This window comes from Mycobacterium sp. 852002-50816_SCH5313054-b, assembly GCF_001667185.1.
Lineage (GTDB): Bacteria > Actinomycetota > Actinomycetes > Mycobacteriales > Mycobacteriaceae > Mycobacterium.
Genome location: NZ_LZIC01000102.1, coordinates 52,074 through 63,793, shown reverse-complemented (window position 1 = coordinate 63,793; position 11,720 = coordinate 52,074). Strand labels below are relative to the sequence as shown.

At 65.8% G+C, this 11,720-nt stretch carries 9 protein-coding genes and 3 pseudogenes; 6 read left to right on the top strand and 6 right to left on the bottom strand.

Going from position 1 to position 11,720, the window contains the following annotated elements; genetic code table 11:
• Both A5787_RS28325 and A5787_RS28810 read left to right on the top strand, forming a co-directional pair.
• Positions 1-1,433, top strand: a pseudogene (locus A5787_RS28325) (PE family protein); the annotation flags it as partial.
• Positions 1,394-2,995, top strand: coding sequence for an alkaline phosphatase family protein (locus A5787_RS28810; protein WP_156764037.1), 1,602 nt, complete (start codon positions 1,394-1,396; stop codon positions 2,993-2,995). The pseudogene A5787_RS28325 and the gene A5787_RS28810, both read left to right, overlap by 40 nt.
• Before the next feature lie 72 nt (positions 2,996-3,067).
• Here the strand turns inward: A5787_RS28810 and A5787_RS19710 are convergent, their stop codons facing one another.
• Together A5787_RS19710 and A5787_RS26905 are read right to left on the bottom strand one after the other, a co-directional pair.
• Positions 3,068-4,048, bottom strand: a complete 981-nt coding sequence (locus A5787_RS19710) for a threonine/serine dehydratase (protein WP_066970016.1) — start codon at positions 4,046-4,048, stop codon at positions 3,068-3,070.
• 80 nt (positions 4,049-4,128) lie between these two features.
• A pseudogene (locus A5787_RS26905) lies at positions 4,129-4,439 on the bottom strand (IS256 family transposase); the annotation flags it as partial.
• A gap of 277 nt (positions 4,440-4,716) precedes the next feature.
• Here A5787_RS26905 and A5787_RS19705 point away from each other — a divergent pair.
• Together A5787_RS19705 and A5787_RS19700 are read left to right on the top strand one after the other, a co-directional pair.
• Positions 4,717-5,586 carry a cutinase family protein gene (locus A5787_RS19705; RefSeq protein WP_197507290.1) on the top strand — a complete coding sequence of 290 codons (870 nt, stop codon included), beginning with the start codon at positions 4,717-4,719 and terminating at the stop codon, positions 5,584-5,586.
• A gap of 60 nt (positions 5,587-5,646) precedes the next feature.
• Positions 5,647-6,204, top strand: a complete 558-nt coding sequence (locus A5787_RS19700) for a M15 family metallopeptidase (protein ID WP_066970013.1) — start codon at positions 5,647-5,649, stop codon at positions 6,202-6,204.
• Positions 6,205-6,314: 110 nt separating this feature from the next.
• Here the strand turns inward: A5787_RS19700 and A5787_RS27440 are convergent, their stop codons facing one another.
• On the bottom strand, positions 6,315-6,467 hold the full coding sequence (locus A5787_RS27440) for a hypothetical protein (RefSeq protein ID WP_156764036.1): 153 nt from the start codon (positions 6,465-6,467) through the stop codon (positions 6,315-6,317).
• Positions 6,468-7,022: 555 nt separating this feature from the next.
• Between A5787_RS27440 and A5787_RS19695 the strand changes: the two genes are divergently transcribed.
• The gene (locus A5787_RS19695; protein ID WP_066970035.1) at positions 7,023-7,550 is read left to right on the top strand and encodes a hypothetical protein; all 528 of its coding nucleotides are present in this window, start codon (positions 7,023-7,025) and stop codon (positions 7,548-7,550) included.
• Positions 7,551-7,690: 140 nt separating this feature from the next.
• On the opposite strand, the pseudogene A5787_RS19690 reads toward A5787_RS19695, so the two are convergent.
• The 3 genes and pseudogenes from A5787_RS19690 to A5787_RS19675 all read right to left on the bottom strand — a co-directional run.
• Positions 7,691-8,750: pseudogene (locus tag A5787_RS19690) on the bottom strand (IS3 family transposase); the annotation flags it as partial.
• A gap of 155 nt (positions 8,751-8,905) precedes the next feature.
• Positions 8,906-9,847, bottom strand: coding sequence for an NADP-dependent oxidoreductase (locus A5787_RS19680; protein WP_066970008.1), 942 nt, complete (start codon positions 9,845-9,847; stop codon positions 8,906-8,908).
• Between the two features lie 29 nt (positions 9,848-9,876).
• A complete protein-coding gene (locus A5787_RS19675) occupies positions 9,877-10,809 on the bottom strand; it encodes an alpha/beta hydrolase (protein ID WP_197507288.1) in 933 nt (310 codons plus the stop codon).
• 348 nt (positions 10,810-11,157) lie between these two features.
• Here A5787_RS19675 and A5787_RS19670 point away from each other — a divergent pair, with 348 nt between their 5' ends.
• Complete coding sequence (locus A5787_RS19670) at positions 11,158-11,691, top strand: TetR/AcrR family transcriptional regulator (protein ID WP_231994075.1); 534 nt, start codon at positions 11,158-11,160, stop codon at positions 11,689-11,691.
• The last annotated feature ends 29 nt before the right edge of the window (positions 11,692-11,720 follow it).

Sequence of the window (11,720 nt, the reverse complement as noted above, 5' to 3'; positions counted from 1 at the left end):
GAAGAAGATCCTCCGGTCCCGCCGGCGGGGTCGGCGGGTTCTCGTCGTCCGGCATCGGCGGCGCCGGCGGGGCCGGCGGCGCCGATGGGCTGTTCGGCGGCCTGATTGGCGCCGGCGGCGGCACCGGCGGCGTCGGCGGAGCCGGGGCCACCGGCGGTGCGGGCGGTGCCGGCGGAGCCGGCGGCATGCTGGTCGGTGCCGGCGGCGCGGGCGGCACCGGCGGATTGGGCGGCACCGGCGCGGGCGGGGCCGGCGGGCCCGGCGGCGCCGGCGCCCTGCTGGTGGGTAACGGCGGCCCCGGCGGTGTCGGCGGCACCAGCTTCAGCGGCGACGGCGGGGCCGGCGGTACCGGCGGCCACTCCGGCTGGCTGCTCGGCTCCGCCGGCTCGGGCGGCGCGGGCGGCAACAACTTCGGCAGCGGCACCGGCGGCCACGGCGGGGCCGGCGGTGACGCGGGCGTGCTCGGTTTTGGTGGGACCGGTGGGGTCGGCGGGTTCGCCTCGTCCGGGGCCGGCGGGGCCGGCGGGGCGGGCGGCGCCGGCGGCCTGCTGGCCGGCGACGGCGGTGCCGGAGGGGCCGGCGCACAGGGCGCCTCCGGCTTCGCCGGTGGGGCAGGCGGGGCAGGCGGCAGGGCGGTGTTGCTCGGCATTGGCGGGTCCGGCGGGACCGGCGGCCTCGGCGGGCCGGCCGGCGGCAACGGCGCCACCGGCACCAACGGCGTGTTGATGCCGGCCGCGGTGCTCAACGTCATCAACGCACCCAGCATGGCCTTGACCGGGCGCCCGCTGATCGGCAACGGCGTCAGCGGCGCCGCGGGCAGCGGGGCCAGCGGGACGCCCGGCCGCTGTTCGGCCTCGGCGGGGCCGGCGGCGACGGCGGATCCAGCAGTCAGGGCGCCGGCGGGCCCGGCGGGCCCGGCGGCGCGGGCGGCCCGCTGTTGGGTGCCGGCGGGGCCGGCGGAGCCGGCGGATCCAGCAGTAACGGCGCCGGTGGCCCCGGCGGAGTCGGCGCCACCGCCGGCTGGGTGGGCTCCGGCGGTGCCGGTGGCGCCGGCGGCACTTCGGCAGCAACCGTCGGTCCAAATCCAGGCGGCCAGGGCGGGGCCGGCGGCGGCGCCGGCTTCGTGGGCTCCGGCGGGGCGGGCGGGCCCGGCGGATTCGCTGCGGCGGGCCCCGGCGGGGACGGCGGCCACGGCGGGAATGGCGGGTCGCTGGTGGGCAACGGCGGTCCCGGCGCGGCCGGCGCCGACGTCGCCGTCACCTCAACATTCAGCGGCGGAGGCGGCGGAAGTGGCGGCAGTTCCTTCCTGGTCGGCGTCGGCGGCAACGGCGGCAACGGCGGCAACGCCGGCGCCGGGCTCCTGGGCGGCCCCGGCACCGTGGGGACCGGCGGAATGTTGCTCGGCCGCAACGGTATTCCCGGGTTACCGATGAGCCCGAACCTGTTGGTGAACCCCGGCTTCGAAACGGCTGACCCGTCCGGGTCGGGCTACAGCGGGGTCACCATTCCAGGCTGGACGGTGACCGGCACGCCGACCATCATCGGCTACGGCACCCCGCGCGGTTATCCCGGACCGTTCTCCATCCCCAACCTGCCGGGTTTGCTGGGCTTCCCCGGCACCGCGCCCCCGGGCGGCGGCAGCAATTTCGCCGGCGGCGGGCCGGTGGCCACGTCCACCATCAGCCAGGTTGTCAACCTCTCCGGCGCGGCCGGGAAGATCAACACCGGCACAACGCCGTACACGCTGAGCGGCATGCTCGGCGGCTACCTGGGCGACCCATCGTCCGCCTCACTGCAGGTCACCTTCCTCAATGCCAGTGGGGCAGTTCTGGGCACCGGATCGACCAGCTCGGTCACGTCGCTGGATCGCTTGGGAATCACCGGTTTCCAGGCACGGGACATCTCCGGGACGATTCCGGTGGGCACCACCAAGGCCGTGGTGACCGCGACCTTCGCCGATCACAACCCGGTCCTGGGCAACTACAACAACGCCTTCGCCGACAACCTGTCGTTCACCGTCGGCGATCCGAACCTCGCCCCGCCGACGCTCACCACACCGACGTCCAACGTCGGCCACCTGGATCACGTGTTCCTGATCTACATGGAGAACCACGGTGTCGGCGACATCCTCGGCAGCCCCAACGCGCCGTACATCAACGCCCTGATCAACAGCTACGGATACGCCGACAACTACTACGCGCTCGGCCACCCCAGCGACCCCAACTACTTCCGGATCCTCGGCGGAACGGACTACGGCATCGACGTCAACCCGCCGCCGAACGTCATCTTCGGAACCAACAACCTCATGGCCAAAATGGATACTTCGGGCGTCACCTGGGCCGGTTACGCGCAGAGCATGCCCTACCCCGGTGCCATCAACAACTCGGGTGACTACTCCGTCGACCAACTACCGTTTGCCATGTTCAACTACGTCTATGCCAACCCCGACCCCACCTACCTGCCGACCCACCTGCTCCCGCTGACGTCGTTGGGCCCGAATCTGACGGACCCAAGCCACGCACCGCAATTCGCGTGGATAGCCGCCAACGAGTCCAACAACATGGAAGGTCCGGTCAGCACTCCTACCGGCGCTCTGAACTTCGTGGGCAGCCAGCTCACGACGCACCAGTACAACATCGCGGCCGGTGACCAGTTCGTCCAGCAACAGGTGTCCACCATTCAGGGCTCGAACACGTGGACCGACCCGACGCAAAAGGACGTGATCATCCTTACGTGGGACGAGGACTACAACAACCTGTCACTGGGAATCGGTAACCAGGGCAACAACGTTCCGATGATCGTCATCCCGAACGCGGGCGCCGTGAACGCGGTGACCGGAGGGATGCAATCCGGCCACTTCATCGCCACCGGCCACTACGACCAGTACGGTCTGATGGCCACCATCGAAGACGCCTTGAGTCCCACGCCGGGAGCTCTGGGACCGCTGACCGCCAACGACATGTACGCCCAACCCATGAACGAATTCTGGAAGTAAAGGCCGCCGCCAGCTTCGTGCAATCGGTCTGCCGTAGGTCTGGCCCCCGCGGCGGGCTAGCAGGAGCAATTGTCAACACTTGTGGACGGGGGTCACGCCGACCCAGCGCCGGTAATTGTCTGGGTCGACGTTGCTGCCGCACACGATGGTGACGACGTGTCGGCCGGCGAAGCGGTCACGGTCCTCGAGGACCGCTGCGACACCGAGTGCGGCCGACGGTTCCACGACAAGGCCAGCGCCCTCGAGAAGCACCCGCATACCGGCGACGATCGATGCCTCCTGCACCAAGACGGCGTCGTCGGCGACGAGTAGGAGGTCGTTCAGAACGGCCGGAATTGGACACCGCCCGACGACAGCGTCTGCGATGGTGTCAGTCGAATCGGTGTTGACAACGCGCCGCTGGCGCCACGAATGTGTCATCGCCGCTGCGCCGGCTGGCTGAATGCAGATCACCTCCACCTCGGGCGCGAAGGCCTTCAGCACATGCCCGACACCGGTAGCCAGCGCTCCGCCGCCAAGAGCGATCAGTACGGCGTCGAACGACGATGCAGCGTCCACCAGTTCCAGGCCAATGGTCGCGGCGCCCTCACAGGTTTCGATATCCAAGCTGTCTTCGAGCAGCCGGATGCCCTCATGCCGCGCGATGGCTGCCGCTCGTGCACGCGCCATCTCGTGATCGCCGTCCACCAACTCCAATCTGACGCCCAGTGCGCGCATGCGATCGAGCTTGACCGCGGGGCCGAACCGGGACGCCACAACCGTGACGTCGAGGCCCCTTGCGCGACCAGACCAAGCGAGGGCCTGGCCGAGGTTGCCCCCGCTGGCACACACCACGGCGGTCGAGCCATTGTCGGCGAGCAGGCTCGCGACGACCTCTGCGCCGCGGGCCTTGAAGCTGCGCACGGGGTTCGCCGTTTCAAGCTTGATGCTCACCGCGCAGCCGAGGTCGGGCCCCAGCGCTTCGCAGCGGTACAGCGGGGTATCCAGGAAAACCGGGTCAATTACCCGGCGGGCGGCTCGGATCCGAGCTGTGTCGAGGCGCGTCCGTTCCACGACACAGCAGCGTAGCGCTGCCTGCGCTGTTCATCTGTAGGTCGGGCCTTTTCACGCGACCCCCTCGGTTCCTGCTGATTGCCCCGCCCCGGGGTGATGTCGGTGGGTCGTTCGAGGAGCCTGCCGTTATGAAAGGCGGCACCGGCCCGGAGGAGCGCAATCAGTTCATGGGCGTTGACTTCGCGCCGGCGAGCTTGCGCAGCATCAATGAGCTTGTAAGCGATAGCAATTCCAGCAGCTCGCGATCCCGGACCCGGGGTAACGCGTTGCCGAAGCCGAACGGTGGCAACGGGCGATTCGATGGGGTTAGTGGTTCTCAAATGGACCCAGTGTTCGACCGGGCGACTGCCTTGGGATTGGCGCCATAGTCGAGCTCGAATGCCTTGACCGCATATCCTGGGGAAGGTGCGGCACCTGCCCTGCCTCGCCGAGGCACCCCACAGTTCTGATCATTGCTCGGCTAACAGAGGGGCACGCGCCAGATCCGGACGCGTACTGTGGAAAGGGACGGTCACTGCGCAGGCCCGTCGCGTGATTTCGATGGACGGCTGGTCAACGATCAGCTCAACATCCTGGAAAAATTGTGCGTAAGGCCAATCGCAAGGCCACCTTTGAGCGCTGGTTCATAGCGCAGAACGAGTGAAAGGCGCATGATGCCACACATAGTGATGACCGTATCGGGGACCGGTGTTGACATGTGGAACACCTCGCCACCGCAACCCGCGGGCGTAGGGGCCGCATTGGCGGCCGCATTTCCGGATCTGTTCTACTGGCAGCCTGTCGGTAACTATCCGGCCAGCGTGTTCCCTATGGGTCCAAGCGTGGACGCCGGCGTCGCCGAGCTGAATAGGCTTTGCACACAAGTCAATCCGCCAGATGGTGCGCCGTCCTATCCGGAAAATTCCATTATCCTGCTGGGGTACTCACAGGGCGCTATCGTCGTGTGCCAATTCCTGCACACGATCGCATGGCTCAATCCGCAGATCGCGAACCGCATTGTCGCGGTGGGCGTTTGGGGTAATCCGCTCCGGTTGCCGGGATTCGCGTCAGGCAACCAGTTCGCCGGATGGCCGATGCCGGCCAACGTAGACGGTGTTGTCACCGGCGGCGTTGCGGGTCCGGCCTGCATGATGCCTGCCGACGTCGCACCCCACCTGCTCACGCCGGTCACGCATTTCTGGGGCGATTTCGTCAACACCATAGGCGTCGGCAACGACATCTACACGGACGCCCCAGTCGGCCCCAACCCGTGGACAGCGGAAGCGGGCCCGGGAGTGATCGAGACGCAAATCTACAACATCGTCCAAAACGCAAACAGTCCAAACATTTTCGCGATTCTCCGCGACGCTTTGAAGCTGCTGAACCCAACCACATCGGTCGAAGAAATCATCTCCATCACAGAAGCGATCTACAACGGCGGAATGTTTTTGGCGGCCGGCCCCAACGCGTCTCACTACACCTACGACACGACACCGATCTATAACTTCATCGCCTTGGCAGGCCAACAGACGCAACCGTTTTCCACCAGCCAGGTTTGACGAGACGCTCCCCCGGATGCCCATCGGTAGAGTGTCAGGGTAACAGCCAGGAGAGGGAGCATGCGATCAGTTGCGTTGGCCGCCGCCGTTGCCGCGGCGTTCGGCTTCCTCGCACCGTCTGATCCGCCGGCGCCGCCCATCAGGCTTGCCGATCACACCGTCGCATTGGATCCCCCTGCCGACCCGGGCGACGGTTCCCTGCCGAACGGAAGCCAAATGACGCCGTTCGACGTCCAATACTCGGCCATCGCGCGCCTTGACCCGGCGTTGTTGAAAGCCATTCAAGCTGCCGCCACCGCGGCCGCCGCGGACGGTGTGACCATGACCATCACCTCGGGCTGGCGGTCGCCGGAGTTTCAGCAGCGGCTGCTGGACAACGCCGTGCGGACCTACGGCAGCCTCGCCGCGGCGCGGCAATACGTGCAGACCCCCGCGATGTCCAAGCACGTCACCGGCGAGGCGGTCGACGTAGGCGGTCCGGGCGCAGACCAATGGCTCATCGCCAACGGGTCCCGTTTCGGGCTGTGCCGGATTTATGCCAACGAGCTGTGGCACTTCGAACTGGCGACGGACGCGGCGGGGAACTGCCCGGCGCTCCTTCCGAACGCGGCCGGATGACTTCGGAAGTTGCGGCGGCCACTGAGGCGGATGTGGCTCTGTCCCAGTAGAATTCGTACTCACCTTGCGATTGCACATCGCCGGTGCGATGGAATAGGCCGGCTCAGCTGTCAATTCCCGATGGGCGGTCGGGGTTCGCCGGCCACCGGGGGAATCGGCCCCTCACCCTCCTCGGGCACAACGGGCGCATCGTTGCCCTCGGGTTTGGAGTCGTAGTCGTCGGCGCCGTGATCAGGCGCGTCATCCTTGGGGCGCAGGGTCATCGCTGTCCTTTCATGACGATGCGGAAAATACCCGCTTTCCTGGCCGGCGCAAACATTCAGCGCGGAATCGACGCGCCCGCACGGCGCCGCAAATCATCCGGGGTCGTTTCTCAGCCAAGTGGCTTCCGGACACCGCACCGGCCGCTTTGCGCTGTGACCAACCCGTCGTCATGCTCACTTGGTACGGACGCGTTTTAGCCGGCATGTTGCGCAGCGCCGCCGGCCATGACGTCCCACCGCCAATGTCCGGACGCGCCGCACAAGCTCGACCGACTACTGGCGCCACCGAGGGCCGGCGGTGTCTTGCCCACCCGACGGTGCGGCGGGTCACCGCGACTGCTCGACGAACACTCTGCCCAGCTAGCCCATTATCGCGGCGAGGTTTCGTCATGAGCCGGGGATGAGGAGCGGCACTACAGTTTCCTAACAGGTTGATACCGATTGATACAGAGCAGTTTTGGGCCCACATATTGATGCACTATGTGCCCAGTACACATTGTCGGCATAAGAGGCGGGGAACAGTCCCGCACGTCCATGCGCAAAACAGGGAGAACCATGAAATCCATGAAATCCATTGCCGTCAGCGCTGCTGCACTGGCAGTCGTTGGCGGCGGCGCCGCCGCACTGGCGTCCAGCGCATCGGGTGTTGCGCCTGCGGGCCTGCCTCGGGTTCAACTGGCCTCAGTCGGCGCGCCGCTACCACAGGATCCGCCGCAGCCCGCGTCGACTATGAACCTGCCGACCGCTGACCAGTTGACTGGCATCCTCAACGACCTTTCCAATCCGGGCGTGTCATATAGGACCAAAGATGGTCTCGTCGAAGGCGGCATCGGGTCGGGCGAGGGCCATCAGATGGACCACGAGCTGAGAGTGGCCTACCGGAACGGGCAGCTCCCGTTGTCGTTTGTCGTCTCCAACATCCAACAGAACGGTCCGACTACGGTCATGTCCGATGTGGCCGTGTCGGGGCCAAAGCTGTCGGCACCGGTCACGAAGCCCCTCATGTTTGTCAACAAAAACGGTAACTGGGTGTTGTCGAGTCCTTCCGCGACCATGCTGGTGCAGGCCGTCGCCGGCAACTGATTCCGGCTTTCCCCACGAGCAGCCGAACGGCGGCTGAGTGGGGCGGCCGGGGCTTGAACCCGCGACCTACGGATTAGAGAACCGCAGATCCGGACGATTCCGCTTGAGGGGGACCCGTTTGGTGGTCCAGTCGCTATGCGGCTTTGGGGTCGGTGGGTCGTGGTCACTGTAGAGCGAACTCGGCCGGGGTGAGGTCGTCGTGGGCGGAGTGGGTCTGTTGGCGTTGTAATCGCAGCACCAGTCTTCGATGATCACGCGGGCCTCCAGCAGCGAGTCAAAGCGCCACGCGTTGAGCAGTTCATCACGGAGCCTGCCGTTGAACGATTCGATCCAGGCGTTCTGCCACGGCGAGCCAGGATCGATGAAAAGCGGCGGCACTGTGGAATCGACACCAATCGCTGACGGCGTGCGCCACGAATTCGGGACCGTTGTCGAAGCGCACATAGTGCGGCGCTCCGTGGGTGAGGGCCAGCCGATCCAACACCTCGACGACACCATCGGCGTTGATGCAGCGATCAACCTCGATCGCGAGGGCTTCGCGGGTGAATTCGTCGATGACGTTGAGCATCTTCAGCGTGCGGCCATCGGCGGTCGTGTCGAATTGAAAGTCCATCGCCCAGATCACGTTCGGACGAGTCGGTGACATCGCGCCCACGGCGACACCGATGCCGGTCAACCGCTTCTTCCCGCGACGCTGAGCGACCCGCAGGCCCTCCTCGCGCCACAGTCGGCGGATGCGCTTGTCGTTGACCTGCCAGCCGTCCCGGCGGGCCATTTGGCCGCGCCACCCCCAGCAGGGGCCGGTCGGTGGAGAACCGGAGCAGCCACGCACGCAGCTCAGCTTCCTCTGTGGTGATCGGCGGTGGCGTCAGGCGCATGGTGGAGCGGTGGATGCCGACCACGGTGCAGGCGCGGCGTTGCGACACCCCGAAATCTCCTTGAGCATGTCGATGTCGAGGGCCTGGTTGGCGACCAACTTCTTCAGGCGGGCGTTTTCGGCTTCGAGTTCCTTGAGCCGCTTGGCCTCATTGGCCTTCATGCCGCCGTACTGGGCATCCAGCGATGCCACGTCGACTCAGCGATCTCCAGGTGCCGGCACACCGCGGGCAGTTCCTGACCCGACGCAAGGAGCTTGTTGCCCTCGGTGAGCTTGCGGATGATCTGATCCGGCGTATGCCGCCGGCGCTTGTTCGATGCCATGTCGTTGTCGATTCTTCCTTGCCCGAACACCGGGCAACAGAGTCGAACAACGACTGGACCACTACGGCGGGCTCACCTCCTCACGGTCATCCATGCTGTTGCTGTTAGGTCGCAGACGTCGGATGCGGGGCGCCTGGTGTTGCTGGCCGGCCGGCTCAGCCAGGCACAATAATGAGCTTGCCCCGCTTGGCGAATCCGTTTTGTTCGAGTTGCGTAAGGGCTGAGATTGCTTGCGATAGTGGCACCGTTTTGGCGATGGGTAGCCGCAGCACCCCTTCGCCGGCGGCCCTCGCGACCGCCTCGATATCGGTTGTCACCGCCTTGGCGATCACGACGTGGAATGGGCCAGGCAGGACGCTCCTGACGATGTTCGCTGGACTCGGCTTGACGCTGACGATACGACCGTTGGTCGTCAACATCTTTCGGGCATCTCTGACCGGTAACGTGCCGGCGGTGTCCAGGACGACATCGAATCGGCGTGTGAGGGCGGTGGGATCGAAGTCGAAGTCGACGATCGGATCGATACCGAGCTCGCGCGCCTCGTCCGCCGAGCCGGCCCGGCAGCTTCCCGCCACGGCCGCCCCGTGCGCCAACGCGAGTTGTACCGCCGAGCGACCCACTCCCCCAAGGCATCCGTGCACGAACACCGACTCGCCACGCTGCATCTTCCCTTCATTGAACAGGGCTTGGTACGCGGTAAGACCGACAGTGGGAACGGCGGCCGCCGCCTCGAATGTCAAGGCAGCGGGCTTCGTGACGACACCCTTCTCTTCGGCGACGACCACGTCGGCGAACGCGCCTGACCACTTCATCGGCGGTCCCCCGAGCACTTCGTCACCCACACGCAGCCGGGTCACGTCGTCGCCGACAGCCTCGACGATGCCGGCGAAGTCGTAGCCCATCCCACGTGGGAAGGTTCGGCCGGTCACCATCCTCATCGCGCCGTTTCGGATCCCGAAGTCCATCGGGTTAGCAGCGGCCGCGCGCACCCGGACGAGAACATCGTCGGCGCCGAGTCTCCTGGGCTCGAAGCCTTCGAGCCGCATGACGTCCGGTCCACCGTAACGGTGGTACTGAATTCGCTTCATCGTGGGCATGTGAGTTCTCCGATTAGTGGTGTCGTGTGTCAACGGGATAGGGGCATTGCCAGAACAGATTCGAGGAATGCCAACGTTCTGTGATGCAGCGGAGCCGCGTTGAAGTGAGCAGACCCGTGGTCGCCGCCGACGATCTCCACCAGGTCCGCCCGGACCCCCACGGCTGTGAGTGCGCGATGCAGGCGCCGGCTCTGCTCGATGCCGACGCGACGATCCCTGTCCCCGTGAGCGATCAGGAAGGGTGGCGCGCCGGGATGTGCCAGGCGACACAGGTTTCCCCGCTCCACCACCTGCGGTTGGCTGGATGGCACGAATCCGAAGAAGCGCGCCAGTGTGGTGTCCGGACCGTGCATTCGTTCGATGGCGTCGGGGTGTGCGTCCTCATCGTGTTTGAGGAAATCGGTGGGTCCGTAGTGCTCCACGACCGCGGTCAGACCGCAGGACACCTCCGAAGAGGGTTCGGTGCTGCTCACCAGGTCGCTGTCGTCTTCGGCGAGCGCAACGGCGCTGATGAGGTAGGCGCCTGCGCTGGAACCGAAGCCCACGATGCGCTCAGAATCCAAGCTGTAGCGATCGGCGTTGGTCCGCACCCAGCGCACGGCCGTAGCGACATCTTGGATGGCCGCAGGAAAGACGGCCTCGCCACTGAGCCGGTACTGGACCGACACCACCGCCAACCCAGCCTCGAGCAGAAATCGCCATGGGCCCATTTGCTTGATGCCGGTGAAAAAGCCTCCCGGATGTGCGTACACGATCACGGGAACCGGTGTGGCCGCAGGATGGTGCGGGATGTGCAGATCCATGGTGAGTTGCCGAAATCCGATGCGAGTGGCGTACGGTCGATCCAGATGACTCGCTACCCCGGGGAAGACTTCGACCGGTGCCAGAGTGTCGAATTCGGGCCGGAGCACTGCCGAGAGCATTTCGTCAGGGATATCGACTGGCATGCCTGGAATGCGCAAGGGATGACTCCTCTCGAAATACGCTGCAGTAGAGGCTATTTCCGCCTCATGGCCCATGCGGCGCGGTCTCGATGAGAGCGCGGCCGAGCAGCCATCCCAGGCGAGAGGACCAGGACTGCCTGAGGACGCCCCTGTCACGAGTGCGTACTGTTCGTAGGCTGCGCGAAGATCCTTCATTCCGATTCCTGTCTGCGCAGGGGGTCATATTCCGGCGCCGACAGCACGGCACCAGGTGTCATCACACTACATCAATACGGCACTTGGTGTCATCACTACGTCTTCCCGCTTTAGAATGCGGATATGAGTCGGTGGGAACCCAACGCGGCCGAGCGATTGGGAGCCGCGGCCGTGGAATTGTTCGCCGAGCGCGGATATGAGGACGTCACGGTCGTCGAGATCGCTGAGCGCGCGGGATTGACCAAACGGACGTTCTTTCGTCACTTCGCCGACAAACGCGAGATTCTATTCCGCGGCCAGGATGCCTACCGCGGCATGTTCGCCGACGCCATCGCCGGTGCGCCCGACGAAGCCGGCCCCATGGAAGCGATCGCGGCCGCACTGACCGCGTTCGCCGCTGGCTTCACAGACCATCGCCGCGAACTTGTGGCAAAACGTCAAGCCGTCATCGACGCCAATCCCGAACTCAAAGAGCGAGACCTGCTCAAAGCCGCCGCCCTGACAACGGCGATAGCTGATGCGCTGGTCGCGCGCGGGGTAAAACCGCCTGTCGCGAACCTGGCCGCCAACTTCGGCGCACTCGCCTTCGCCGATGCCTTCCAAAGTTGGCTGCAACCCGGAAATCGGAAATCCATGACCAAGCTTGTCCAGCAAGCGCTCCGAGACCTCGACACCGCAATAGAAGCGCTGCGCAAAGGCCCTTGACAGTACTAGCGCGGCGAATCCAACGAGCA

Bases quoted from the DNA above. Each gene is read 5' to 3' on its own strand.
- A5787_RS28810 (WP_156764037.1), top strand. From the start codon at position 1,394: ATGTTGCTCGGCCGCAACGGTATTCCCGGGTTACCGATGAGCCCGAAC.
- A5787_RS19705 (WP_197507290.1), top strand. From the start codon at position 4,717: ATGACCGTATCGGGGACCGGTGTTGACATGTGGAACACCTCGCCACCG.
- A5787_RS27440 (WP_156764036.1), bottom strand. From the start codon at position 6,467: ATGACCCTGCGCCCCAAGGATGACGCGCCTGATCACGGCGCCGACGAC.
- A5787_RS19695 (WP_066970035.1), top strand. From the start codon at position 7,023: ATGAAATCCATGAAATCCATTGCCGTCAGCGCTGCTGCACTGGCAGTC.
- A5787_RS19680 (WP_066970008.1), bottom strand. From the start codon at position 9,847: ATGCCCACGATGAAGCGAATTCAGTACCACCGTTACGGTGGACCGGAC.
- A5787_RS19700 (WP_066970013.1), top strand. From the start codon at position 5,647: ATGCGATCAGTTGCGTTGGCCGCCGCCGTTGCCGCGGCGTTCGGCTTC.